This window comes from Streptomyces sp. NPDC020965 (genome assembly GCF_044333555.1).
GTDB lineage: Bacteria > Actinomycetota > Actinomycetes > Streptomycetales > Streptomycetaceae > Streptomyces.
Window position 1 is genome coordinate 794,328 of sequence record NZ_JBIRRE010000001.1, and the last position, 25,043, is coordinate 819,370.

Annotated in this window: 24 protein-coding genes; 13 read left to right on the forward strand and 11 right to left on the reverse strand. The window is 70.7% G+C overall.

From position 1 onward, the window contains the following. Positions 1 to 469 precede the first annotated feature (469 nt). The 4 genes from ACH4S7_RS03435 to ACH4S7_RS03450 all read left to right on the forward strand — a co-directional run bounded on the left by ACH4S7_RS03435 (position 470) and on the right by ACH4S7_RS03450 (position 4,823). Positions 470 to 1,525, forward strand: a complete 1,056-nt coding sequence (locus ACH4S7_RS03435) for an energy-coupling factor transporter transmembrane protein EcfT (RefSeq protein WP_398520011.1) — start codon at positions 470 to 472, stop codon at positions 1,523 to 1,525. Then, a complete protein-coding gene (locus tag ACH4S7_RS03440) occupies positions 1,522 to 3,288 on the forward strand; it encodes an ABC transporter ATP-binding protein (RefSeq protein ID WP_398519366.1) in 1,767 nt (588 codons plus the stop codon). Before ACH4S7_RS03435 ends, ACH4S7_RS03440 begins: the two co-directional genes overlap by 4 nt. A 14-nt stretch (positions 3,289 to 3,302) precedes the next feature. Then, a complete protein-coding gene (locus ACH4S7_RS03445; RefSeq protein ID WP_398519367.1) occupies positions 3,303 to 4,151 on the forward strand; it encodes an ECF transporter S component in 849 nt (282 codons plus the stop codon). Between the two features lie 243 nt (positions 4,152 to 4,394). Next, positions 4,395 to 4,823, forward strand: coding sequence for a transglycosylase SLT domain-containing protein (locus ACH4S7_RS03450; RefSeq protein ID WP_398519368.1), 429 nt, complete (start codon positions 4,395 to 4,397; stop codon positions 4,821 to 4,823). Positions 4,824 to 4,908: 85 nt separating this feature from the next. Here ACH4S7_RS03450 and ACH4S7_RS03455 read toward each other — a convergent pair whose 3' ends face one another. Beyond that, on the reverse strand, positions 4,909 to 6,078 hold the full coding sequence (locus ACH4S7_RS03455) for a steroid 3-ketoacyl-CoA thiolase (protein ID WP_398519369.1): 1,170 nt from the start codon (positions 6,076 to 6,078) through the stop codon (positions 4,909 to 4,911). 298 nt (positions 6,079 to 6,376) lie between these two features. On the opposite strand from ACH4S7_RS03455, the gene ACH4S7_RS03460 reads away from it, so the two are divergent. Continuing rightward, positions 6,377 to 7,624, forward strand: coding sequence for a cytochrome P450 (locus ACH4S7_RS03460; protein WP_398520012.1), 1,248 nt, complete (start codon positions 6,377 to 6,379; stop codon positions 7,622 to 7,624). A 110-nt stretch (positions 7,625 to 7,734) separates the two neighbouring features. Here the strand turns inward: ACH4S7_RS03460 and ACH4S7_RS03465 are convergent, their stop codons facing one another. Next, positions 7,735 to 9,978: a bifunctional glycosyltransferase 87/phosphatase PAP2 family protein gene (locus tag ACH4S7_RS03465; protein WP_398519370.1), complete on the reverse strand. Its 2,244-nt coding sequence runs from the start codon at positions 9,976 to 9,978 to the stop codon at positions 7,735 to 7,737. 525 nt (positions 9,979 to 10,503) lie between these two features. Between ACH4S7_RS03465 and ACH4S7_RS03470 the strand changes: the two genes are divergently transcribed. Next, positions 10,504 to 11,199, forward strand: a complete 696-nt coding sequence (locus ACH4S7_RS03470) for an O-methyltransferase (protein ID WP_398519371.1) — start codon at positions 10,504 to 10,506, stop codon at positions 11,197 to 11,199. 180 nt (positions 11,200 to 11,379) lie between these two features. On the opposite strand, the gene ACH4S7_RS03475 is transcribed toward ACH4S7_RS03470, so the two are convergent. The 5 genes from ACH4S7_RS03475 to ACH4S7_RS03495 all read right to left on the reverse strand — a co-directional run bounded on the left by ACH4S7_RS03475 (position 11,380) and on the right by ACH4S7_RS03495 (position 14,294). Then, complete coding sequence (locus ACH4S7_RS03475; protein WP_398519372.1) at positions 11,380 to 11,655, reverse strand: hypothetical protein; 276 nt, start codon at positions 11,653 to 11,655, stop codon at positions 11,380 to 11,382. 465 nt (positions 11,656 to 12,120) lie between these two features. Further along, entirely contained in the window at positions 12,121 to 12,372 is a 252-nt protein-coding gene (locus tag ACH4S7_RS03480) for a hypothetical protein (RefSeq protein WP_398519373.1), read from the reverse strand. A 125-nt stretch (positions 12,373 to 12,497) separates the two neighbouring features. After that, positions 12,498 to 13,667, reverse strand: a complete 1,170-nt coding sequence (locus ACH4S7_RS03485; RefSeq protein ID WP_398519374.1) for a helix-turn-helix domain-containing protein — start codon at positions 13,665 to 13,667, stop codon at positions 12,498 to 12,500. Positions 13,668 to 13,777: 110 nt separating this feature from the next. Further along, positions 13,778 to 14,077, reverse strand: coding sequence for a hypothetical protein (locus ACH4S7_RS03490; protein ID WP_398519375.1), 300 nt, complete (start codon positions 14,075 to 14,077; stop codon positions 13,778 to 13,780). Beyond that, positions 14,070 to 14,294, reverse strand: coding sequence for a hypothetical protein (locus ACH4S7_RS03495; RefSeq protein WP_398519376.1), 225 nt, complete (start codon positions 14,292 to 14,294; stop codon positions 14,070 to 14,072). Before ACH4S7_RS03495 ends, ACH4S7_RS03490 begins: the two co-directional genes overlap by 8 nt. A gap of 183 nt (positions 14,295 to 14,477) precedes the next feature. On the opposite strand from ACH4S7_RS03495, the gene ACH4S7_RS03500 reads away from it, so the two are divergent. Continuing rightward, positions 14,478 to 14,810 (forward strand): antibiotic biosynthesis monooxygenase family protein, encoded by a 333-nt coding sequence (locus ACH4S7_RS03500; protein ID WP_398519377.1) that lies wholly within the window; start codon positions 14,478 to 14,480, stop codon positions 14,808 to 14,810. An 88-nt stretch (positions 14,811 to 14,898) separates the two neighbouring features. Then, on the forward strand, positions 14,899 to 15,378 hold the full coding sequence (locus ACH4S7_RS03505) for a GNAT family N-acetyltransferase (RefSeq protein ID WP_398519378.1): 480 nt from the start codon (positions 14,899 to 14,901) through the stop codon (positions 15,376 to 15,378). A 104-nt stretch (positions 15,379 to 15,482) separates the two neighbouring features. Here ACH4S7_RS03505 and ACH4S7_RS03510 read toward each other — a convergent pair whose 3' ends face one another. Next, the gene (locus ACH4S7_RS03510; protein WP_398519379.1) at positions 15,483 to 17,534 is read right to left on the reverse strand and encodes a DHA2 family efflux MFS transporter permease subunit; all 2,052 of its coding nucleotides are present in this window, start codon (positions 17,532 to 17,534) and stop codon (positions 15,483 to 15,485) included. Positions 17,535 to 17,802: 268 nt separating this feature from the next. Here ACH4S7_RS03510 and ACH4S7_RS03515 point away from each other — a divergent pair, with 268 nt between their 5' ends. Continuing rightward, complete coding sequence (locus ACH4S7_RS03515) at positions 17,803 to 18,459, forward strand: HAD-IA family hydrolase (protein ID WP_398519380.1); 657 nt, start codon at positions 17,803 to 17,805, stop codon at positions 18,457 to 18,459. A 204-nt stretch (positions 18,460 to 18,663) separates the two neighbouring features. Here the strand turns inward: ACH4S7_RS03515 and ACH4S7_RS03520 are convergent, their stop codons facing one another. Then, a complete protein-coding gene (locus ACH4S7_RS03520) occupies positions 18,664 to 19,245 on the reverse strand; it encodes a TMEM165/GDT1 family protein (RefSeq protein WP_398519381.1) in 582 nt (193 codons plus the stop codon). 246 nt (positions 19,246 to 19,491) lie between these two features. Beyond that, a complete protein-coding gene (locus ACH4S7_RS03525) occupies positions 19,492 to 20,250 on the reverse strand; it encodes an ABC transporter permease (RefSeq protein ID WP_398519382.1) in 759 nt (252 codons plus the stop codon). A 360-nt stretch (positions 20,251 to 20,610) separates the two neighbouring features. On the opposite strand from ACH4S7_RS03525, the gene ACH4S7_RS03530 reads away from it, so the two are divergent. The 4 genes from ACH4S7_RS03530 (at position 20,611) to ACH4S7_RS03545 (ending at position 24,693) form a co-directional block, all read left to right on the forward strand. Then, a complete protein-coding gene (locus tag ACH4S7_RS03530) occupies positions 20,611 to 21,270 on the forward strand; it encodes an HNH endonuclease family protein (RefSeq protein ID WP_398519383.1) in 660 nt (219 codons plus the stop codon). Positions 21,271 to 21,469: 199 nt separating this feature from the next. After that, complete coding sequence (locus tag ACH4S7_RS03535; protein ID WP_398519384.1) at positions 21,470 to 23,170, forward strand: alkaline phosphatase D family protein; 1,701 nt, start codon at positions 21,470 to 21,472, stop codon at positions 23,168 to 23,170. Positions 23,171 to 23,281: 111 nt separating this feature from the next. Then, positions 23,282 to 23,752: a DoxX family protein gene (locus tag ACH4S7_RS03540; RefSeq protein ID WP_398519385.1), complete on the forward strand. Its 471-nt coding sequence runs from the start codon at positions 23,282 to 23,284 to the stop codon at positions 23,750 to 23,752. Between the two features lie 260 nt (positions 23,753 to 24,012). Continuing rightward, the gene (locus ACH4S7_RS03545; protein WP_398519386.1) at positions 24,013 to 24,693 is read left to right on the forward strand and encodes a DedA family protein; all 681 of its coding nucleotides are present in this window, start codon (positions 24,013 to 24,015) and stop codon (positions 24,691 to 24,693) included. Positions 24,694 to 24,748: 55 nt separating this feature from the next. On the opposite strand, the gene ACH4S7_RS03550 is transcribed toward ACH4S7_RS03545, so the two are convergent. Next, positions 24,749 to 24,967, reverse strand: coding sequence for a DUF2277 domain-containing protein (locus ACH4S7_RS03550; RefSeq protein ID WP_398519387.1), 219 nt, complete (start codon positions 24,965 to 24,967; stop codon positions 24,749 to 24,751). Between the last annotated feature and the right edge of the window lie 76 nt (positions 24,968 to 25,043).

Genomic DNA, 25,043 nt, shown 5'->3' on the forward strand with positions numbered 1-25,043 from the left:
CGGCGCGGCCGGGAACGGAAACGGGACCGGGAGCGGGAGCGGGACCGGGGACGCGAACACGGCCCGGGACGGCGCGGCACCCGACCGGCCCGGAGACAGGGCCAGGGACAGAGGCACGGACAGGGACCCGGATCAGCCCTGCCGGCCCTCGCCCGAGCACGACGCGACCCCCTCCCAGACCCGGGACCGGAACCGGAACCGAAGCCGGGACACGCACAGCGCTACGCCCGACCAGCCCTCAACCGGCCCCCGCACGGCACCCGACCAGCACCCGAACCAAACCCCGCGCGGCACAACACTCAACCGGCACTCGAACCGGACCCCGCACGGCACAACACTCAACCGGCCCGCGCAAGCGAAGCCGCGCGGCCCCGCACTCGACCAGGCGCACCCGGAGGGCGGCGGCGGCCCCGCCCGCTCCCCCCGGTGGCGGCGACTCCGCGCGCCCCGGGCCGACCGGCGCAACGCCCTGCACCCCGGGGCCTGGTGGCTGTGGGCCCTCGGTCTCGCCGCCGCCGCATCGCGGACCACCAATCCCCTGCTGCTGGGTCTCCTCGTGGCCGTCGCGGGCTATGTCGTCGCGGCCCGCCGCACAGACGCCCCCTGGGCCCGTTCCTACGTCACCTTCGTCAAGCTCGGGCTGGCCGTCATCGTCATCCGGGTCGTCTTCTCCATCGCGCTCGGCTCCCCCATCCCCGGCACCCACACCCTGGTCACCCTCCCCGAGGTGCCGCTCCCGGAGTGGGCGCAGGGCATCCGAATCGGCGGCCGGGTCACCGCCGAGCAGATCGTCTTCGCGCTGTACGACGGCGCGAAGCTCGCCGCCCTGCTGATCTGCGTCGGCGCCGCCAACGCCCTTGCCAACCCCGCCCGGCTGCTCAAATCCCTGCCGGGCGCGCTGTACGAGGCCGGGGTAGCCGTCGTGGTCGCGATGACCTTCGCGCCGAACATGGTCGCCGATATCGCCCGGCTGCGCACCGCCCGCCGACTGCGCGGCCGGCCCACGAACGGCGTCCGGGCGGTCGCCCAGATCGGGCTGCCCGTCCTGGAGGGCGCGCTGGAGCGTTCGGTCGCCGTCGCCGCGTCGATGGACGCCCGTGGCTACGGCCGCACCGCCCAGGTCCCGCCCGCCGTCCGCCACACCACCACCGCGCTCACCCTCGGCGGCCTCCTCGGCGTCTGCGCCGGATCGTACGGACTGCTCGCGGCCGAGGGCGCCGGATACGGACTGCCGCTGATGGCCATCGGTCTCCTCGCCGCGCTCGCCGGACTACGGCTCGGCGGCCGGCGCTCGGTCCGCACCCGCTACCGCCCCGACCGGTTCGGCGCCCGCTCCTGGCTGGTGGCCGGGTCCGGCGCGCTGGTCGCCGCCCTGATGATCCGGGCGGGTGCGTACGATCCCGAGGCGCTGCACCCCGGAGTCGTCCCACTGGTCGCTCCGGCGCTACCGCTGTGGCCCGCGCTCTCGATCCTCATCGGCCTGCTCCCGGCGTTCGTCGCCCCCGCCCCCAAGGAGTCCGTGTGATCCGCTTCGAGAAGGTGTCGGTCACCTACGCCGAGGCGGCGCGGCCGACCCTGGAGGATGTCGACCTCACGGTTCCCGAGGGGGAGCTCGTACTGCTCGTCGGCCCGTCCGGAGTCGGTAAGTCGACTCTGCTCGGTACGGTCTCCGGGCTCGTCCCGCACTTCACCGGCGGCACCCTGCGCGGCCGGGTCACGGTCGACGGCCGCGACACCCGCACCCACCGGCCGCGCGAGCTGGCCGACGTCGTCGGCACGGTCGGCCAGGACCCGATGGCGCACTTCGTCACCGATACGGTCGAGGACGAGCTGGCGTACGGGATGGAGTCCCTGGGGCTCGCCCCGGACGTTATGCGGCGCAGGGTCGAAGAGACGCTCGATCTGTTGGGCCTGGCGGAGCTGCGCGACCGGCCGATCGCGACCCTGTCCGGCGGTCAGCGGCAGCGGGTCGCGATCGGCTCGGTGCTGACCCCGCACCCGAAGGTGCTGGTGCTGGACGAGCCGACGTCCGCGCTGGACCCGGGGGCGGCGGAAGAAGTGCTGGCCGTACTACAGCGGCTGGTGCACGATCTGGGGACGACGGTCCTGCTGGCCGAACACCGGCTTGAGCGGGTGGTGCACTACGCGGACCAGGTCATCCTGCTGCCCGGGCCGGGCCGGGCCCCACTGCTGGGCCCGCCGGCTGAGGTCATGGCGGTCTCGCCGGTGCGCCCCCCGGTGGTGGAGCTGGGCCGGCTGATGGACTGGGACCCACTGCCGCTCTCGGTACGGGACGCCCGTCGACGGGCGTCCGCCCTGCGGGACCGGCTGGCCGACGCCGTCCCCACACCACCGCATCCCACGCCATCGCACCCCCGGGCCACGGCCGCCTTCGCCCAGGAGACTGCCCCAGCACCAGCACCAGCACCAGCACCAGCCCCCGAACGACGGTCCCGGCTGCCCTTCCGGCGTACCCGGAACGCGTCCGCCGAGGGGCCGGGCACGCCCAAGCACACCGGCGCCACCGACGTCTCCGGCACCTTCACCGCGACCGCCAGCGCACTCACCCTGCGCCGCGGCCGGATCGAGGCGCTGCGGGACATCTCCCTCACCCTCACCCCGGGCGAGACCGTCGCGCTGATGGGCCGCAACGGCGCGGGCAAGTCCACCCTCCTCGCCACCTTCGTGGGGATGCTCGAACCGACCTCCGGCACCGTCACCGTCGGCGGCCGGACCCCGCACCGCACACCGCCGCGCGAACTGATCCGGCAGGTCGGTCTCGTACCGCAGGAACCGCGTGACCTCCTCTACGCCGACACCGTGGGCGCCGAGTGCGCCGCCGCCGACACCGACGCCGGCGCGGCCCCCGGGTCCTGCCGCGCCCTGGTCGGCGAACTGCTCCCGGGGGTGCCCGACGACGCACACCCCCGCGATCTCTCCGAGGGGCAGCGGCTGGCCCTCGCCCTGGCCATCGTGCTCACCGGCCGACCCCCGCTGCTGCTGCTCGACGAGCCGACCCGGGGGCTGGACTACGCGGCGAAGGCCAGGCTGGTCACGATCCTCCGGGGCCTCGCGGCCGACGGCCACGCCATCGTGCTGGCCACCCATGACGTCGAACTGGCCGCCGAACTCGCGCACCGCGTGGTGATCCTCGCCGACGGCGAGATCGTGGCGGACGGGCCGACGGCGGAGGTCGTGGTCTCGTCACCCGCGTTCGCGCCCCAGGTGGCGAAGATCCTGGCGCCCCTGCGCTGGCTGACCGTCGACCAGGTCGGGCGGGCGCTGTGAACACCGGAACTGCTGTGAACACCGGAACCCGGCCGGTCCGGCTCGGCCCGCGGTCGATCGCCGCACTCGCCCTGATCACCGGGATCGGTGTCATCGCCTTCGGCTGGCCACTGCTCGCCGACCGGGAGTCGCAGGTCGTCGCACACGCGTCGGACGCCCCCTGGCTCTTCGCCCTGCTGCTCCCGCTGCTGGTGGGCGTCGTCGTGGCGACGATCGCGGACACCGGGATGGACGCCAAGGCGGTGGCGATGCTCGGCGTGCTCGCGGCGGTGGGCGCCGCGCTGCGCCCGCTCGGCGCGGGCACGGCCGGGCTGGAACCCATGTTCTTCCTGATGGTGCTGAGCGGCCGGGTGCTGGGGCCGGGGTTCGGGTTCGTCCTCGGCTCGGTGACGATGTTCGCGTCCGCGCTACTGACCGGCGGGGTCGGCCCCTGGATGCCGTTCCAGATGCTGTCGATGGGCTGGTTCACGATGGGCGCGGGCCTGCTGCCCGGCCCGTACCGCGTCCGTGGCCGGGCCGAGCTGCTGATGCTCGGCGCGTACGGGACGATCGCGTCGTTCGCGTACGGCACGATCATGAATCTGCAGGGCTGGACCTATCTTCAGGGCATGTCCTCCGGGATCTCCTTCCAGCCCGGCGATCCGGTCTCCGAGAACCTGGTCCGCTTCATCGCCTACTGCACGGCCACCTCGCTCGGCTGGGACCTGGGGCGGGCCGCGCTCACGCTCGTACTGACCCTCACGCTCGGCGCGACGGTCCTCAAGGCGCTGCGCCGGGCGACCCGGCGCGCCGCGTTCGAGGCGCGGGTCACATTCGACCCTCCGGAACGGTCCCTCCCGGGTGAGGCGCCCCACAGGGCTTAGGTCCTCCACTAAGCGGCTTAGGACGGGTACGGGGCGCGGGCGGACGGCCGGACGGGCGCCCGGGGGGAGCGGGTGCGAGGCCGGCTCGTAGGTGGGGTCGTTGCGGCGGGGGTGGCGGGCCGCTAACACTGATCCGGTCGCTCAGGCACGCCCCGCGCTCCGCTCGGAGCCGGGTGCGGTTCCGGAGTCCCTCGGGGTTCCCGGCCGTGCGACGGCCCTGTTCCCGACGAGAGGTCCCGCTCTGTGTCCCGCTCCTTCCTCGGCCGTATCGCCGTCCGCCCCAAGTCCGCTCTGATCGGCTCCACGCTGCTGGCCGCCTCCGCCGCCCTGGTCGTGGGCGTCAACGCGCCGACCGCCGCCGCCGCGCCCACCGCTGCGGAGTCGGCCTCAGCGCAGGCCATCGCCAAGAAGATGATCAAGGACGAGTCGCAGTTCCAGTGCTTCAGCAAGATCGTGAAGCATGAGAGCGGCTGGGATGTGACGGCCTCCAACCCGTCCAGTGGCGCGTACGGCCTGGTGCAGGCGCTGCCGGCGGGCAAGATGGCCACGGCGGGCTCGGACTGGAAGACCAACCCTGCGACGCAGATCGAATGGGGTCTGGACTACATGAAGGACCGCTACGGCAGCCCGTGCGACGCGTGGTCGACCTGGCAGACCCAGGGCTGGTACTGACCCAGCGCTGGTACTGACCCCGGGCCGGTACTGACCCAGCGCTGGTACTGACCCCGGGCCGGTACTGACCCATCGGCCCGGGCCGTCAGAGCCGCTGAAGGATCGTGCCCGTCGCCAGCCCTCCGCCCGCGCACATCGTCACCAGCGCGAACTCCTTGTCCCGGCGCTCCAGCTCATGGAGCGCCGTCGTGATCAGCCGCGCCCCCGTCGCCCCCACCGGATGCCCCAGCGCGATCGCGCCCCCGTTCACATTGACCTTCTCCAGGTCCTGGTCGAAGACCTGCGCCCAGCTCAGCACCACCGACGCGAACGCCTCGTTGATCTCGACGATATCGATGTCCTTGAGCGTCATCCCCGCCTTGCCGAGCACGGTCCGGGTCGCGTCGATGGGACCGTCGAGGTGGAAGTGCGGGTCCGCGCCGACGAGCGCCTGGGCGACGATCCGCGCCCGCGGCTTGAGTTTCAGCGCGCGGGCCATCCGCTTCGACGCCCACATCACGGCGGCCGACCCGTCGGAGATCTGCGAGGAGTTGCCGGCCGTGTGCACCGCGGTCGGCAGTACCGGCTTCAGCCCGGCCAGGCCCTCCATACTGGTGTCGCGGAGTCCCTCATCGCGGTCGACCAGGCGCCACATGCCCTGCCCGGCGGCCTGTTCCTCCTCGGTCGTCGGGACCTGGACGGCGAATGTCTCGCGTTTGAACCGCTCCTCCGCCCAGGCCGCGGCAGCCCGCCGCTGCGACTGGAGCCCGAGGGCGTCCACGCGTTCCCGGCTGAGCCCCCGGTTGCGGGCGATGCGCTCGGCGGCCTCGAACTGGTTGGGGAGGTCGACGTTCCACTCGTCGGGGAAGGGCTTACCGGGGCCGTGCTTGGAGCCGCTCCCGAGCGGCACCCGGGACATGGCCTCGACTCCGCAGCTGATGCCGACATCGATGACGCCCGCCGAGATCATGTTGGCGACCATATGGGATGCCTGCTGCGACGATCCGCACTGGCAGTCCACGGTCGTCGCCGCCGTCTCGTACGGGAGCCCCATCGCCAGCCAGGCGGTGCGCGCGGGGTTCATGGACTGTTCGCCGGCGTGGGTGACCGTACCGCCGACGATCTGCTCGACGCAGTCGGGCTGGATCCCGGTGCGGCCGAGGAGTTCCCGGTAGGTCTCGCCCAGGAGGTAGGCGGGGTGGAGATTGGCGAGCGCGCCCCCACGCTTGCCGATCGGGGTGCGTACGGCTTCGACGATGACGGGTTCCGCGGCCATGACTCGTCCTCTCCTGACATGCGCGGGCGTCCCGGCGCCCCACGCGAGAACTAGTACGCGTTCTAGTTCCCCCGTCAAGTCTTATGAGAGTTGACCGGGGTGCACAAGGGCCTTGCACGCCTTTACTGCGACGGCGATACGCAACAGATCCGGTCGCGCCCCTTGCCACTTCTAGAACTCGTTACTAGCTTTCGGTCAACTTCTGATGGGTCGTCAGAGATATTCCGTGTCGGACAGCCGTCAGTCGGATGCCGGACAGACCGTGGCCTTGACGCCGCCGCCAGACCTGGAGTTGCCGATGTCCTGCCCCCATCTGCCCGAAGGGTTCGACTTCACCGATCCCGATCTGCTGCGCACCCGCGTGCCGTACCCCGAATTCGCCCTGATGAGAGAGACCGCCCCGGTGTCGTGGTGCGCCCAGCGGCGCGGTGTGGCCGGCTTCGACGACGAGGGCTACTGGGCGGTGACACGGCACGCCGACGTCAAGTACGTCTCCACGCACCCGGAGCTGTTCTCGTCCTTCACCAATACGGCGGTCATCCGCTTCAACGAGTCGATCAAACGGGACCAGATCGACGTCCAGCGGCTGATCATGCTGAACATGGATCCCCCGGAACACACCCGCGTACGGCAGATCGTGCAGCGCGGCTTCACCCCGCGCTCGGTCAACTCGCTCCGGTCCGCGCTCGGGGACCGGGCGCGGCGGATCGTACGGGCGGCCGTCGAGCGGTCGGAGTCGGGCGACTCCTTCGACTTCGTCAGCAATATCGCGGTCGAACTGCCGCTCCAGGCCATCGCGGAGCTGATCGGGGTCCCCCAGGAGGACCGGGCGCGGATCTTCGGCTGGTCCAACACGATGGCCTCGTACGACGATCCGGAGTTCGCGATCACGGAGGAGGCCGGCACCGAGGCGACGATGGCGTTCCTGTCGTACTCGATGAATCTGGCGGCGGCCCGGAAGGAGTGCCCGGCCCAGGACATCGTCACCCAGTTGGTGGCCGCGGAGGGCTCGGGCAATCTGTCGGCGGACGAATTCGGCTTCTTCGTGATCCTGCTGGCCGTGGCCGGAAACGAGACCACCCGCAATGCCATCACCCACGGGATGCACGCCTTCCTCACGCACCCGGAGCAGTGGGAGCTGTTCAAGCGGGAGCGCCCGGAGACGGCGGCTGAGGAGATCGTGCGCTGGGCGTCCCCGATCGTGTCCTTCCAGCGCACCGCCACCCAGGACCTCAGTCTCGGCGGCCAGGAGATCAAGAAGGGGGACCGGGTGGGGTTGTTCTACTCGTCCGCCAACAACGACGCCGAGGTCTTCGACTCTCCCGAGGTCTTCGACATCACCCGCGACCCCAATCCCCACCTCGGCTTCGGTGGCGGCGGGCCCCACTTCTGCCTCGGCAAATCACTGGCCGTGATGGAGATCAACCTGATGTTCAACGCCATCGCGGACGCGCTGCCGGATCTCCGGCTCGCGGGAGAGCCGCGCCGGCTGCGCTCGGCCTGGCTGAACGGCATCAAGGAACTCCAGGTCAGCGTGGGCCACTGAGCCTGAGCGGTTGAGCCTCGGCAGTTGCGCCTCGGTGGCTGGGCACAGAGAAAACGGCCCCCGGGGGGCGCGAGACGGTGTCCCGCACCCCCCGGGGGCCGACGTACGCCCTACTTGGGAGCGGCCGGGACCCCCGGTGCCTCGTCACGCGGGTCACGCGGGTCACGCGGCTCGTCGGAACCTTCAGAACCCCCCTGAGCCGTTGCCTTCACCGATGGTGATGGTTTCGCCGTCTGCCCGGCCTTCGCCGACTCCGCCGACTTCCCCAACTCGCCCGGCTTGCCCAACCCGCCCGACTCCGCCGATGCTGCGGCCGGTCGCGCCGCCACCGACGACTCCGCGAGCCGTGAAGAGCGCGCGGCCTGCGCGGCCCGCGCGGACTTCGCCAGCTCCAGGACGGGCACCGCCTCGGGTGAGGTCCGCGCCGCCGGGACCCTGGCCTTCATCGCGTCGGGCGTCAGCAGCTTGCGCCGCCCCGAGAGCACATAGGTGAGGGCGAATCCGGTGCCGACCACCACGGCGCCGCCCACCGCGTCCAGGATCCAGTGGTTCGCCGTACCGACGATCACGCAGATCGTGATGAGCGGATGGACCAGACCCAGCGCCTTCATCCACATCTTCGGCGCCAGCATCACCACCACCACACCGCACCAGAGCGACCAGCCGAAGTGCAGCGACGGCATCGCCGCGTACTGGTTGGTGACCGCCGTCAGCGGCCCGAACTCGGGGTTGGCCAGGTCCTGCGTCTTGTGGACCGTGTCGATGAAGCCCATGCCCGGCATCAGGCGCGGCGGGGAGAGCGGGTAGAACCAGAAGCCGACCAGCGCGAGCACCGTGGCGAAGGCGAGCGCCGAACGCGCCCAGCGATAGTCGGCGGGGCGGCGGATGTAGAGCAGCGCCAGGATGATCAGCGGGATGGGGAAGTGGAAGGTGGTGTAGTAGAAGTTGAAGAAGTCCTCCAGCCACCCCACCTTGACCACGGCGTGATTGAACCAGTGCTCGATATCGATGCCGAGCGTCTGTTCGATGGAATTGATCTGGCGGCCGTGCTCCCGTGCCGAGTCCACGCTGCCGGTGGCGGCGAGGCGGATGCGGGAGTAGATGGAGTAGCCGACGCGGATGGCGATCAGTTCCATCAGCAGGTTGGGGCGGGTCACCACGCGCCGCCAGAACGGCAGCAGCGGGACCCGGCTCCAGCGGGACGCGGCGGGCGTGACGTACTCGGTGGGGACGGGGCGCCGGAAATGCGGATCGGTGCGCGACAGGAACGGCACCGCGACGGCCGCAGCGAGCGCGGCGATCAGTACGGCGTTGTCCCGGATGGGTCCCGTGATCAGGATGTTCGGGAGCAGCATCTTGCCGGGCAGCGAGACCGTGGCGATGACCAGGAACGGCCAGAGCATCCGGTCGGACGCCCGCTTCCCGACCCGGCCGACCGCGGCGAGCAGCAGCCACAGGACCTGGTGCTGCCAGGTGGTGGGCGAGACGGCGACGGCGACACAGCCGGTCAGGGCGACGGCGAGCAGCAGTTGGCCGTCCTTGGCGTAGTGGACGGCCCGGCGCAGGCCGAGCCAGACCACGGCCGCCGCGAGCACGATGTAGAGCGCGATCTCCAGCGGGCCTTCGAGGCCGAAGCGGAGGAGGGCGCCGTGCAGCGACTGGTTGGCGAGGCCGTCCGGCCGGCTGCCGAGTCCGGCGCCGGCCACATGCTCGACCCAGTACGTCCAGGAGTCGCTGGGCATGGCGGCCCAGGCGAGCACGGACAGGGCGGCGAAGGTCCCGGCCGAGGTGATCGCGGCGCGCCTGCGGCCGGTGAACCAGAGGAGCGGTGCGAAGAGCAGCACGGTGGGCTGGAGGGCCGCGGCGATGCCGATGAGCACTCCGGACGATCTCTCGCCACGGGCCACGAAGCAGCCGACGAGGACGAGGAGCACCGGGATGATGCTGGTCTGCCCGAGGTGGAAGCTGTTGCGCACCGGCAGCGAGAGCATCAGCAGGCTGATCGCTATCGGTGCCGCGAGGACTCCGCTGCGGCGCGAGACCGGTCCGGGCAGGGCCCGGGCGACGACGAGGCCGATACCGACGACGAGCAGCAGGGTGCCGAAGGTCCAGGCGACGCCGAGGGTCTGCTCGGCCGAGCGGGCGATGGGCTTGAGAACCAGTCCCGCGAACGGAGTGCCGGTGAAGCGATCGGCGTCGTACAGCGAGCCCTCCACATGGAGGACGCCGTTCTCGCCGATCCAGGTTTCCAGATCCATGAACCGCTCGCCGGGCGGTAGTCGTAGGACCGCCGCCGTCTGCCGGATGGCGAGGACGGCGGCCACAAGCCATAGCGCGATCCTCGCCGCACCCATCCTTGAGTCCGTCGTCGCACTTCCGCGCACGCTGTGCTCCGCGTTCGCCACGTCGCGCCGCGCCTCCCCTACGTTCCGTAATGTCTGTGTGTCCGCTGGCTCAGAGAGCCTCGCATTGCCCGAAGAAAGAGACTCGGGCAACCCCCTCTTTGCCTGACTGTCACCCGATTCTCCCTGGGAATCTCGCCAGTCGGTGCCACAACCGGCACACAGGGGGTATGCGGGGGAACATACAAGAACCTGGGCGCCCGCATCTGCCCGGTCCGTGATGAGGCCCCCGCCAGCGGTGCCCCGCGCTCCCGTCCGACCCGCCCCTGACCTGCTTCCGCACCGCTCCCACCAGCACCGGACCCGCATCCGCCGGGGGGGATCCAGGCACCCGCCGTCGACCCCTCCGGGCCCGCCCGGCCCCCCATCGCATGCGCCGGTCCAACGTCCGGAAATCGCCCGCCGCCATCACTGACACGGAACGACCCCGTCGTGGGACCGTTCCAGCGGGCCCCGCCCCGGCATACGTTGGGTTCCATGACTCAGGAAGAACTCCAGCGGGAGCCCCAGGAGCAGTGGGCCGAGGTCGACCACTTCATCACGGACCTCCTCGCCCCGGACGACGAAGCGCTCACCGCCGCCCTCGCGGCGAGCGACGCGGCCGGTCTCCCCGCGATCGGTGTCGCGGGCAACCAGGGCAAGCTGCTCTATCTGCTGGCCCGGCTCCAGGGCGCCCGTACGGTGCTGGAGATCGGCACCCTGGGCGGCTACAGCACCATCTGGCTGGCCCGCGCGCTCCCGGAGAGCGGCAGGCTGATCTCCCTGGAGTACAGCCCCGAGCACGCCGAGGTGGCCCGCGCCAACCTCGCCCGCGCCGGTCTGGACTCGATCGCGGAGGTCCGGACGGGCGCGGCCCTGGAGTCACTGCCGAAACTGGCGGCGGAGCCGGGCGCCGGCCCGTTCGACCTCTTCTTCATCGACGCGGACAAATGGAACAACCCCCGGTACGTGGAGTGGGCGCTCAGGCTGTCCCGCCCCGGCAGCGTGATCATTGTCGACAATGTCGTACGGGGTGGCTCGGTGCTGAACCCGGACAGCGCCGACCCGGCGGTCGTCGGCACCCGGGAGACGTACGAACTGATCGCGCGGGAACCACGCCTGGAGGCGACGGCGGTCCAGACGGTGGGCTCCAAGGGGTACGACGGCTTCCTGCTGGCCCGGGTGGTCTCGTAGGGCGGGTCCCGGGGCCTTCGGTCGGGCCGGAGGCGTCGCCAGGCGGGGGCGCGCCCGGCACGGAGCTGTCGCGCACCCCGCGGGCGTGTCCTCAAGCGCCGGACGGGCTGGGATCACCCGTCCGGCACTGTCGGCGGTGCGCGTGCCTCACTGCCCCATATCCATGGCTGCCGGTCCTTTCTAAGCTTCGCCGTCGGTGGTCGTCGGGCCGGTCGGTTCCGGGGTGCCGGTCGGGAGCGTCATCCTGGGCGGGGTGTGGGGGTGGTTGCGGATCTCGACGTTGCAGTCGATGGCTCGTGACGGGTCGTAGACGGGGCTTTCCGGGTCGTTGTGCGCGGCCCGGAACACATCCAGCAGGGTGCACAGGGTGCAGCCCTCCACCGGGGCGGGCGGCGGGGGAGCCGGGTACACCGGCAGTTCGATCGGTCGTTCCTGGTACCTCGTGGGTTCGGTCACCTGTCGCTCGCTCTCTCGCTGGTCTCGGCACCGGTCGGGGGGTCACCCGGCTGGGTATCTCCGGATCGGAGTCCGGCCGGGCCGCCACCGGCCAGACCGCCAGTGAGTAGGTGCCGTTCACACCGTCCGAGACCACCAGCGACACAGGCACACCGTCCTTGAGGTCCCGGTGGGCGGCCCGCTGCCCCTCGACGTCGTCGCACCAGGCCCGGAGTCGCGCGGGACCGGCCGGGCCGGGCGCGCCCCCGACCGGAGCGGCGGGCCGGGCCCACGAACATCTCCCCGGGTCGGGGTCGAGCCGGTCCGCGATCCGCCGGGCCTGTGCGCACAACCAGCGCAGCGCCAGCTTCGGGGAAATCGTCCGACAAGTGCCGAGCACGACCGCGCGGCGCTCACCGCTGCCGTACACATCACCCTCGGCGATCACATCGCAGTGGTACGCCCGCCACGGTTCGACGGGCCCGCTCACGACGGGCCACCGCCGTCCGGCAGCCCCTCCAGCGCACGCAGAAGGGCCTGGTCGAACTCGACCCGCCGCCACCCCTCGGCCAGCTCCGCCCGCCACTCGGCAGCGAACTCCGGATCGCACTCCAGGCGCCGTAACTCACTCTGGATACATCGCAGTTCACGCGCATCCGGCGTCAATCCCCACACCAGACGCGGGAAGCGGGACCGTAACCGAATCTCGGCCACACTCACCGCCAGCACGAGCCTCATACGCACTCTTACCACCTCGCCACCTGCCCTTACTCGGCTAAGTGACGGAGAAACTACGCAGCGCAAACAGGGGCGTCTGCGGCACTTCGACCAGCCACCGCAGTGAAGTACCCCCGGAGGGTCAACTACAGCGGCATACCCACAACGTCAGCCATGGCCCGCATCTCATTGGTCAGAGTCCGGCGCCCTTTGGCAATCTTGACAAAGACATCCCGGGCATACCGCTGATTGGTCAACCACTCCGGGCTATCCCTATGGATCTGCGCCAGCTTTTCGAAAGCCTCTGGATACTGACGAGTCTGGGCGTAGGCATTGGCCACTTCAAGCAAGTGGCGATTGCGATTACTACTCATCGGCTTCAGCGCATACCTGGGCATACGCTCCGCGAGGCGAAGAACCACATCCGGCTGATCCAGAACACCGGCGTTCTCAGTGCGCTTGATGTGCACAGTCGTCGGTCCGAAAGTACGGAGAAAATCAGTCTCAGGTGCATACTCCCTGCCAAGTGCGACAGCGGCGCTCCTTGCCAGCCTGAGCGCGTCGGCAGCCTGCCCGCTCTGGGAGTTACGCACTGACGCAGCAGATACTCGCAGGAGGAGTAGACCCCAGGCGCTCAGCTCTGTGGGTGTGGCACGAGACATACGCGGCTCGGTCTCGTCGGCCCATCGGACAGCCAGGTCCAGAGCTGTGTCCAACTTCCCGCGCCGCAAGAGCAACCAACACTGCGTGTTGACGGTTGCCGCGCCCTCCAACTGGCTCTGTGCGTCGTCCAGTGCACGGCTGAGAGCCAGGTCCGCAGCGTCGTACTGACGCGTCTGCACCATGAGGCACCCGGCAAGTTGCAGAAGCCGTGTGCGGACTTCACGCCCTTCAGAGCCAAGTGCCTCCGCATCCCGGAGTAGCGGTGGCAGTAGCACGGAGAGCGCCGCGTACTGATCTTTCTGGAACAGCGGCTCTACGTTCGCGAACGCGCGTTGGACGCCTAAAACAGTCGGTGGCTCATCATCTAGTTCTGGTGCCGTCGGCGGCTGCTCAATCGCAGCACGGACGGCCTCCCATCGCTTCTCGGTTCCCACCCGGGGCTTGTCTTCGTTCGGACCGCCGGAGAGGCGCATGGTCGGCACTCGCAGGGCTGCCGCTAACTTGCGTAGCGTCTCCAGCCGGGCAGTCTCGCGCTCCCCCTGCTCAAGCTTCCGGATCACCGACAGCGAGACGCCCGAGGCTTCGGCAAGTCCCCGCTGAGTGAGCCCCCGACGCTTCCGTACCGCCTTCACGTGCTTGCCAGCATCGCTCATATCACGAGCGTACGCCCGGCACCGAGCCCTGTACCCCCACGCACTGCAGCCCCGCTTCCTCCGACTTGAGGGAACGGGGCTGTTGGGTGTCACGACGCTGAGGGGGCTGCCTATAGCAGGGGCGGCGGCGGGAGGACGGCTGGCGTCGCCATGCCGTTGTCTTCCAGCGCCATCTCGTCCAGCTCGACGCTGCGGACGAGCACGCCGGGAAATTCCTTGAATCTCCCAAGAGCCTCCGCAATGGCGTCCGTGAGGTGGTCCGCCTCGAAGGAGCACCAGAACTCGGCCGAGGTCGGTCCTGCGACCAGGCAGATGCGCCCGTCACTGAAGCTGGCCAAGCCATCCAGGGTGTTCGACTGCTCCGGAGTCAGCGGCCCCTGAAGATGCAGGGTGAAACGCCAGTTACGCATGGTTCAGATGCCTTCGTGTGAATCGATCGATTTCCCGGGCTTCGTTGCCCGCGCTCTTGGGGGTGCAGTCCACCCGCACAGACAGGTTGCAGGGACAGCAGATTACGTATCCCCACGTGTGTCCGTTCTTCTTGCGCATCACCTTGAGGCCCGCACCCTCCGCCCTTTTCAGCGCCGCCTCAACATCCTTCTTCTGGTGTCGGTCTCCGAGTCCCATGCCATCGCTTTCTACGCACCAGCGACGGGACCGGGCGCCGAGCGGGAAGCAAACCCCCCGATCGGGCTACAGCGGTCGAACGGCGCGGCCCACCGGGGGTCTCCCCTCAGCGGACCAGGCCCGTTCGAAGCGGGCCACGGGCAGGGGAGTACGGTCGAGTTCCCTCTATGTGAAGGATGTCCTGTGGCCAGTGTGGTGAAGATCAACGTTCTGACCGTCCCCGCCGAGCAGCGCGAGGTCCTGGAGAAGCGCTTCGCCTCGCGCGCCGGGTCCGTGGAGAACGCCGACGGGTTCGAGTGGTTCGAGCTGCTCCGTCCGCTGGAGGGGACCGACGACTACCTCGTCTACACCCGCTGGCGCAGCGAGGCGGACTTCGAGGCGTGGATGGCGGGCTCCATGCGCGGCTCGCACGGTGGGGCGCAGGGCCAGGAGGGCGGCGAGCGTCCGAAGCCCGCGGCGACCGGTTCCACGGTGTGGTCGTTCGAGGTGGTCCAGTCGGCCGCGCCCAAGGGCTGAGCCGGCGCGGATCGTATCGGCGGCGGGCCCCATCCGCAGCGGGAAAACCGCTGGTGGGATGGGGTCCGCCTCCGGTATCAAGGGCGTCATGACCCTCTGGACCCTCGACCTCGAAGCGTTCGACACCCCGGACGCGAGCCGGCTGCGCCGGGACTACTACGACGACGTCGCCAGTAGTTACTGGCAGCGGCCCGCGACCGCCGAGGAGATCGACGGGGGCCTCACCGCCGACGGGGTCGAACTGCTCGCCCCGCCCACGGGCCGGTTCGTCGTCGGACGGTACGACGGCCGGGCCGCGGCCTGTGGCGGGGTGCTGCTGCTGGACTCGGAGCGGGCCGAGCTCACCCGCGTGTTCGTGCGCCCGGAGTTCCGGGGGAGGAAGGGCGCCGGGCTGCTGCTCGCCCGGCTGGAGGACGAGGCGCGCGGGCTCGGGGCGCGGCGGATGGTGCTCAACACCCGGCTCGATCTCGTACAGGCGCGGTCGCTGTACCGCCGACACGGGTACGCGGAGATACCGGCCTACTGCACGGGCCCGTACATGGACGTCTGGTACGGCAAGGAGCTGTGAGCACGGCGGCCCCCTGGCGGTCCCGGGCCGGAGGAGCGTACGGCCCCCTGGCGGCCCCGGCCCGGAGGGCGTACACGGCGATCCCGCGCCCCGGTCGGACGGGGTCACGGCGCCCGGTGGTCCCGTTCGGGCCCCGGTCCCGACGGTGTCTCCTGGTCGGAGCCGCACAGCTCCGCGTTCAGCTCTTTGACGAGCTGTACGAGGTCGGTGGGCCGCTCCGGACCCCACCAGTCGCCCAGTAGCTCGGAGAGCGAGTCCTCCCGGGCCTGGGCGAGCCGTACGGCGATCGGCAGCCCGTTCTCGGTGAGCAGGATCTGCACTCCCTCACGGCGGACCAGGCCGCGTTCCTCCAGTTGGCGGGAGGCGTCCGTGATCGCCCGCAGGGGTACGGGCGTGGTGTCGGCGAGCAGCGCGGGCTCCACCGTCCCGTGGCGGCGGACGCGCAGCAGCAGCCAGCTCGCGGCGGGCAGCAGGTCGAGATCCGCCTTCGCGGTGATCTTCTCGTAGATATGGCGTCTGCCCTCGCGGGAGCCGAGCACGGAGAGCGCGCGGGCCGCCTCCTCGTGGGAGGAGCGGAGTACGGGGTTGGAGGCGAGGGTCTGGCTGGTGTCGGGGGCGGTGACCGAGCCGCGCAGTGGGTCCTCCTTGAGGAACCAGGCGAAGGCGAAGGCGACGACGACGACCGGCACGGCGTAGAGGAAGACATCGGTGATGGACATCGCATAGGCGTGGATCACCGGTTGACGCAGTGCGGGTGGCAGCCGGTCGATGAGCTGGGGGTCGGCGGCCAGTTTCGCCGCCCCGGAGCCCGGTGGCACGGGCTGACCGGCGAGTGCGTCGGTGAGGTTGCGGGTGAGGCCGTTGGCGAAGATCGTGCCGAAGATGGAGACGCCGAAGGAGGCCCCGATGGAGCGGAAGAAGGTGGCCCCGGAGGTGGCGACGCCGAGGTCCTCGTAACGGACGGCGTTCTGCACGACCAGTACGAGGACCTGCATGACCAGGCCGAGGCCGGTGCCGAAGACAAAGAAGTAGACGCTGATCGTCCAGTTGGAACTGTTCTCGGTGAGCCGGTGGAGCAGCAGCAGACCGATCGCCGTGAGGGCGGTGCCGGCGATCGGGAAGACCTTCCAGCGGCCGGTGCGGCTGACGATCTGCCCGGACACGGTGGACGCGATCAGCAGCCCGAACACCATCGGCAGCATGTGCACACCGGAGAACGTCGGGCTGACGCCCTGGACGACCTGGAGGAAGGTCGGCAGGAAGGTCATCGCGCCGAACATCGCGAACCCGATGACGAAGCTGATGACGGCGACGAGGGTGAAGGTGCGGATGCGGAAGAGGCGCAGCGGCAGTACGGGTTCGGCCGCCCGGCGCTCGACGAACACGAAGACGACGAGCAGCACGGTGCCGAGCACCGCGAGCCCGATGATCTGCGCCGACCCCCAGGCCCAGGTGGTACCGCCGAGCGAGGCGACGAGGACGAAGGCCGTGGCGACGGAGGCGATCAGGAAGGTGCCGAGGTAGTCGATGGTGTGCTTGGTGGAGCGCGCGGGGATGTGCAGGACGGCGGCGATGACGAGCAGCGCGACGACCCCGATGGGGAGGTTGATGTAGAAGACCCAGCGCCAGGTCAGATGCTCGGTGAAGAAGCCGCCGAGCAGTGGCCCCAGGACGCTGCTGGCCCCGAAGACGCCGCCGAACAGACCCTGGTAGCGACCGCGTTCGCGCGGCGGGACGATATCGCCGACGATCGCCATCGAGAGCACCATCAGCCCGCCGCCGCCGAGGCCCTGGAGGGCGCGGAAGCCGATGAGCTGGGGCATGTTCTGGGCGACTCCGCAGAGCGCGGAGCCGATCAGGAAGATGACGATGGCGGTCTGGAAGAGCTTTTTGCGGCCGTACTGGTCGCCGAGCTTGCCCCAGAGGGGGGTGGCGGCGGTGGAGGCCAGCAGATAGGCGGTGACCACCCAGGAGAGGTGTTCCAGGCCGCCCAGCTCGCTGACGATGGTGGGCAGCGCGGTGGAGACGATGGTCTGGTCGAGTGCGGCGAGCAACATGCCGAGCAGCAGCGCGCCGATGGCGACCAGGACGCTCCGCCGGTTCTGCCCCTCACCGGGGGCCGGGCTCGTGGGGGCCGTGCTCACTTCCTGAGCCATACCGATCTCCTCGGGGTCCGCGTCCTTTCCATCGTGGTGGGTGAGGGCGCTTCCGGCCTGCGGAGCGGTCGGGGAGCGGTTCGGGACGGCCTACGGGGGCGGTCCGGGACGGCGCACGGAGAGGTGCTGGGGAGCGGCGGGGGTGGCGTCGGGACGGCCCAGTTTGTATCATGACGGAACAAACTGGCTCCGTCCGTATCCCCTGACCGGCGGACGGGGCCGTTTGCCCTCCCCCGCACGATCACCACGGAGTACGGAGTACGTAGAGATGCCGGCTACCACCCTGACCGCCAGTGCCCTCCTCCTCGACATGGACGGCACCCTCGTCAACTCGGACGCGGTCGTGGAGCGCATCTGGCGGCTCTGGGCCGTGGAGCACGGGCTCGACCCCGAGGAGACCCTCAAGGTGGTGCACGGGCGACAGGGCTGGGCCACCATGGCGGCGCTGCTGCCGGACCGCCCGATGGAGCGGAACCACGCCGAGAACGCGGTGATGCTCGCCCGGGAGACGGCCGATATGGACGGCGTGGTCCCGGTGCCCGGGGCCCCGGAATTCATGGCGGCCCTGGCCGACCTGCCGCACGCGCTGGTGACCTCGGCGGACGCCGCGCTGGCCGAGGCGCGGATGCGGGCGGCCGGGCTGCCCATGCCGCGCACCCGGGTCACGGCGGAGTGCGTCGGTGCGAGCAAGCCGGACCCGGAGGGCTTCCTGAAGGGCGCCGCTGAGCTGGGTTTCGCGCCCGAGCAGTGCGTGGCGTTCGAGGACTCAGCGGCGGGCATCGAGGCGGCCCGGGCGGCGGGGATGCGGGTGGTGGGCGTGGGGCCGAGGGCCCGCGCCCTCGGGCCCGACCTCCATGTGGAGGACCTCCGCGCCCTGACGGTGACCGTGGACCCGGACGGCCTCATCCACCTCGCGACCGTCTGAGCCGGACTTCGCACGACCACGCCCGCCACCGTCCGAGCGGGGCCTCTCCCGCCCGCGACGGTCCCGGACCGGCTCAATCCCCGCCCGCGCGCACCGGGCCGCCGACTGGTACGGGCGGGCGCTCGTCCAGCGGCTGGCCCCCGGCACCCATCGGCGCCGGGGGCCTCTCCTGAGCGGGGGCACCCGCGGTAGGGGCGCCCCGGCTCAGGCGATCGCCTCGTACAGACTGAATCCCGCCAGCGCCAGCATCAGTCCCGCCGCAACCTTCGTGATCAGCTTCAGCGGCACGTACTTCATGAGTGTGCGTCCGCCCAGGATCCCTATCCCGGCCACCGTCCACAGCGCCAGTACGGCTCCCAGCCCCACCGACACCGGGTTGTCGTACCGCGCGGCCAGGTTCGCCGTCATGATCTGGGTCAGATCGCCGAACTCGGCGACCAGGATCAGCATGAATCCGGCGCCGGAGACCTTCCAGAACGACTGGTCGGCCGGTGGCTTGATGTTCTCCTCGTCGTCGTCGCTCTTTCTCAGGAGCAGGACGAGCGCCCCCGCCAGGAACAGCGCCCCGACGACGGCCTGCACCAGCCGCTGCGGCAGCAGGGTCAGCACGCTGCCGGCCGCGATGGCGAGCGCCACATGGACGGCGAAGGCCGCGGCGACCCCCGCAAAGACGTATGAGGCGCGATATCGGGTGCCCAGCATCAGACCGGCGAGCGCGGTCTTGTCGGGCAGCTCGGCGAGAAAGACGACGCCGAAGGTGATCGCCATGATGGTGAAGCTGATCACTGGGTAAATTCCTCAATCGGTCGGGCTGCCCGCACCGAGAGACCTGCCCCCGTGGAAAAGGGGTCGCTTCGGCACGACAGCGTCAACAGGACACTGTGGCCGAAGGTCTCGCTGGCGAATGCCGGGACACACACGAACTCTGTGCTCTCGGACCACTCGCCTCCGGGCGCCGGCCGGGCACGAGGCCCAGCAGTATGTCGACGTTCCGGCGAAGAGCTACTCCCCTTCCGCATCGACAAGGGTACGTCACCGCCCGCCGGAGGGAACCCTCTCGTCGCGGTGCAGTCGCCCCCGCGCCACCAGCTCCAGCACGACCGCCGCCGCCACGGCCTGCACCGCCATCAGCGCGACCAGCACAAAGAGCTGTACGGCGCCGGCCAGCAGCGGAGACGCGCCGCCGAGCAGCATTCCCACGAAGGCGCCGGGCAGCGTGACCAGGCCGACCGTCCTCGTCTGATCCAGCCCCGGCAGCAAGGCGTCGGCGGCCGGTCCGCGCGCCACTTCCAGCCGGGCGTCACGGTCCAGCAGCCCGAGCGCCATACCCGCCTCCACCTCGCCGTGCCGCAGCGCCAGCTCGTCCAGCGCGCGCCGCCCGGCCAGCACGGTCACGGTGAGGGAGCCGCCGATCAGGATTCCGGCGACGGGCACGAGGGCGATGCCCTTGAGCGGCACGAGCCCGGTCAGCAGCAGCACGGAGACCACGGGGAGGACGCCGGCCGCGATGGGCAGCGAGGCCCACCACCAGGTGCCGTTACGGGTGATCCGGCGGCCGGCGGTGCGTACGGCGACGGCGTACATCAGCAGCACGAACGCCAGCAGCAGTGGCACATGGCGCACCACCAGGCCGATGACCAGGGAGACGGCGGCGAGCTGGGCGGCGGCGCGCAGGCCCGCGACGAGGATCTCGCGGGCCCGCCCGAGATGAGCGAGCGCGACGACGGTCGCCGCGACGGCGAGCAGGAGCGCCAGCACCACTCCGAAGGTGACATCGACCGTCAGCAGCACCCGGCAACCCTACGCCGTGCCCGTAGCCCCGACCCGGCACGCGCACACGACCGACCGACCGGCACGCCGCCCGCTCCCATCGCCCGCTCCCATCGCCCACGCCCGAGACCCGCCCGGCACCCGTCCCCCACTCCCCGGACGCACCGATCCAGCACCCGCCGCACGCCACCGCCGCCCACCGCGCCACACCCCCCTCCGGCAACCTCTCCTCGCCCGGCGCCTCATGTCGGCACGTCAGAACACTTGATCTGTCGTGTCCATGTCTTCACGCTGTTACCTGGCGCCCATCCCCAGGAAACCCGGCGCCGCAACCATGGCCACGCCCCACGGCCAAGCTCCCCCCACTCACAAGGAGTTCGCATGTCCGATGTCTACGCGCGTCACCGCCGCCGTACGACCGCTCTCGCCGCCGCGGCCCTGGCCGCCGTCACCGTCGGCGGACTGCTGGCCACCGCCCCCGCCGCCGAGGCCGCCCCGCCGACCCCGGTCAGCGCCGCCACCGCCCGTACCTACCTCGACCAGCTCACGGTCGGCGCCGAGGGCTCGTCCAGCGGCTACAGCCGCGACAAGTTCCCCCACTGGAGCACCCAGTCGGGGACCTGCAACACACGGGAGGTCGTCCTCAAGCGCGACGGCCGGAACGTGGTCCAGAACGCCGCCTGCGCGGCGACCAGCGGAACCTGGTACTCCGAATTCGACGGCGCCACCTGGTCCGCCGCGTCCGACGTGGACATCGACCACGTCGTACCGCTCGCGGAGGCGTGGCGCTCCGGCGCCAACAGTTGGACCACCTCGCGCAGGCAGGGGTTCGCCAATGACCTCGCCCGCCCGCAGCTCATAGCGGTCACCGACAACGTCAACCAGGCCAAGGGCGACAAGGACCCGGCCGAATGGCTGCCGCCGCGCGCCTCCTACCACTGCGTCTACACCCGGATGTGGGTGCAGGTGAAGCATCACTACGGGATGACCGTGGACGCGGCCGAGAAGACCGCGATCCACTCCGTACTCAGGAACTGCTGACCTCCGGAGCCACGCGGAACACCTTCGGCACCGACCGCGCGGAAACCATTCAGCAGCGCCCGCGGGCGGGCTCGGAACCCCTTCGGCACCGGCCGAGGGTTCCGAGCCACCGAAACCCGCTGGCGTCTCCACGACACACCGGAACCTGTTCCCACCCCTCCGTCGTTCCGTACCGTACGGGGCGACGGAGGAGGCACCTATGACCGCCACGGCCGGGCTGCGCCTGGGACCACTGCTGCGGTACGTCGACTGGGAGACCGGAGGCAGCGCGACCGTCTGGGTCGAGACGGACCGGCCGTGCGTGGCCGAGGTGCGCTGCGCGGACGGGGCGTCGGGCGCCACCCCCACCTTCCGGATCGCCGACCACCACTACGCGCTGGTGACCGTCTCCGGGCTGACCCCCGGCACCACCACGGCGTACGAGGTCCTGCTCGACGGCGACCGCGTCTGGCCGCTGGCGGACTCCCCCTTCCCCGCCTCCACGATCACCGCCCCCGCGGTGCCGTCGGACGAGGTCACCGTCTCCTTCGGTTCATGCCGCTGGGCCGCCGCGCCGGTCGGCGAGCACGACCCCGTCGGCCCGGACGCCCTCGACACCCTCGCCGCCCACCTCGCCGCCGATCCGACGGCCACCCGGCCCGATGTCCTGCTGCTCCTCGGCGACCAGGTGTATGCGGACGAGACCTCGACGGCGACCCGGGAGTGGCTGGCCGAGCGCCGCGACCTGCGCGTGCCCCCGGGCGCCGAGGTGACGGATTACGAGGAGTACACCCGGCTCTACGACGAGTCCTGGCTCGACCCCGAGGTGCGCTGGCTGCTCTCCACCGTGCCCAGTTGCATGATCTTCGACGACCACGATCTGATCGACGACTGGAACACCAGCGCGGCCTGGCTGACCGAGATGCGCGCGACGCCCTGGTGGCGGGAGCGGGTGCTCAGCGGGCTGATATCGTACTGGGTCTATCAGCACCTGGGCAATCTCTCCCCGGCCGATCTGGAGTCGGACGCGTTGTACGCGGAGATTCGCTCCGCCGCCGACGGCACCGCCCCGCTGCGGGACTTCGCGGCGCGGGCCGACGCCGAACCGGCCGGCGTCCGCTGGAGTTACCGCCGCGACTTCGGCAGGACCCGGCTGCTGATGGTGGACACCCGCGCCGCCCGGGTGCTGGAGGAGCGGCACCGGGCGATGCTCGACCCGGAGGAGGCCCGCTGGGTCCGCGACCAGGCGCTGGCGCGGCGCGACTCGTACGACCACCTGCTCATCGGCACCTCACTGCCGTGGCTGCTGCCCCCGCTCATCCACGACGCCGAGAGCTGGAACGCGGCCCTCTGCCGGGGCGATCGCGGCGCCCGGTGGGCGCGATTCGGGGAGAAGGTGCGGCGGGGTGCCGATCTGGAGCACTGGGCGGCCTTCCCCGACTCCTTCGCGGAGCTGGCCGGGCTGATCGCGGAGACCGGCAGCGGCCCGGACGCGCCCGCGACCATCTGCGTGCTCTCGGGCGATGTGCACCACGCCTACGTCGCCGAGCCCGACTGGCGCGGCGCGGCCGAACCGGACGCGCGGGTGCTCCAGCTCACTTGCTCCCCCGTGCACAACTCCATTCCGCGCCTGATCCGGCTGGGCTTCCGCTTCGGCTGGAGCCGGCTGGGGCGGCGGCTGGGCCACCTGCTGGCCCGGCACGGCCGCACGGGCCGGCCACCAGTGCACTGGGACCGGTCGGGCGGCCCGTGGTTCGGCAATCAGCTCATGACGCTGACCCTGCACGGCCGTACGGCCCGGATGCGGCTGGAACAGGCACAGGCCCCCAGCGGCGGGCCGGACAGCCGGGCGCGACTACTGACCGTCAATGAGAGGGAGTTGACCGGGGCGCGGTTCCGTCGAAGCCATGGGCGAGGCTGAAAGTTGTATGAGAAAGACCCGAAAAACAAATGTTGAACTTGCAAGCACTCTTTAGGGGTGCCTAACTTTGACGCCATAGGGTCCCGTCCCCCACGACACAGGAGTCCCCCCATGGCCAACCCAAGCTCAGTGACCGCCAAGCTGAATCAGTCCCAGCCATATGCGCTCGGTTTGTTCCGCATCGTCGTCGGGCTGCTCTTCGCATGCCACGGGGCCGCGTCCCTCTTCGGGGTGCTGGGCGGCGCCAACGGCGGGGGCACCGTCGACGCGGGCACCTGGCCCGGCTGGTACGCGGCGGTGATCCAGCTCGTCGGCGGCGGGCTGGTCATGCTGGGCGTCGGCACCCGCAGCGCGGCCTTCGTGTCCTCCGGCTCGATGGCGTACGCCTACTTCAAGGTCCACCAGCCCGAAGGACTGTTCCCGCTGGAGAACAGCGGCGAGGCGTCCGCCTTCTTCTGCTGGGCCTTCCTGCTGCTGGTCTTCACCGGTCCGGGCGCGCTCTCGCTGGACAAGGTCTTCCCTGGGGGCGGCGAGCGCCGCACCACCGCGAAGGAGCGCGAGTCGACCCCTGTCGCCGCCTAGGACCACCGCACCTCAGCCGGTCCGACACCCACGGCGCCCGGAGCCTTCCCCACGGAGGCCCCGGGCGCCGCGCGTTCCGGACCCACCCAACCCCCGTACACAATCCGGCATCAAACGGAGACGGAAAGTGATCATCACAACATCCTCGCCCCCCTGGTGATCCCGGGGCCGTTCTCCGGCGTACGCTGTACAGCTGATAGCGCCGCCACAATCGACCGTCTCCAACGTCGCGGCACGTTCATGAATCGGGGAGAGTCACGGTGCTAGAGAGTCTGGGGTCGCTTACCGGCAGCCCTTGGATCTACGCGGTGGTGACCCTCTCCGTACTGCTCGACGTCTTCCTTCCGGTGTTGCCGAGCGGCGTCCTGGTGGTCACGGCCGCGACGGCGGCCGCCGCCGCGGGTTCGACCACGGCCACATCGGTCGCCGGCGCGGCCGAGCAAGTCCCCCGCGAAGTGCCATCACTGCTGGTCCTGGTGTTGTGCGCGGCGACCGCCTCGGTCCTGGGCGATCTGGTCGCGTACCGGCTGGCGAGACGCGGCGGCGACCGCTTCGACCGCGCCATCGCGAAATCCCGCAGACTGACCACCGCTCAGGCACGCCTGGGCACGGCACTGGCCCGGGGCGGTGGCGCGCTCGTGGTGATCGCCCGGTTCGCACCGGCCGGCCGTTCCGTGGTCTCCATCGGCGCGGGCGCGGCCCACCGCAAGGTGAAGGAATTCCTCCCCTGGTCCGCCGTGGCGGGCGTGGCCTGGGCCGGCTACAGCGTCGGCCTGGGGTACTTCGGCGGCCAGTGGCTCGGCGCGAGCTGGGTGGGCGCGGTGGTCTCGATACTGGCGCTGTTCGGCGCGGGCGCACTGGCCGCGTATGTGATGCGGCGGCCGTCCCAGCGCCTCATGGCGCCGGAGCCGGCGACACTGGCGGCGGCGTCCTGCGACTGAGCCCCCACCCGGCTCAGCCCCTCAGCCTCACTCCCCCGGTGCTCTCGCCGCGGCGTCACTTCGCCTGGCCCCGAACCTCCAAGCCGTCGAGAAGGACGCGGGTGGCCTCGGCGATCCGCTCCACGGCCTCCTCGAAGACTTCCCGGTTATGGGCGGCGGGGGCGCGAAAACCGGACACTTTCCGCACGTACTGAAGAGCGGCGGCCCGAATGTCGTCGTCGGTCGCCTCTTCGGGGAGCGCGGGCGGGCGAAGGGTCTTGATACTGCGGCACATGTGTCCAGTGTGCCTCTCGATCCGCCGTCCGTGCCTGGAACGCGTGTTCTCCCCATCCGCACCGCGATCCCGCCGC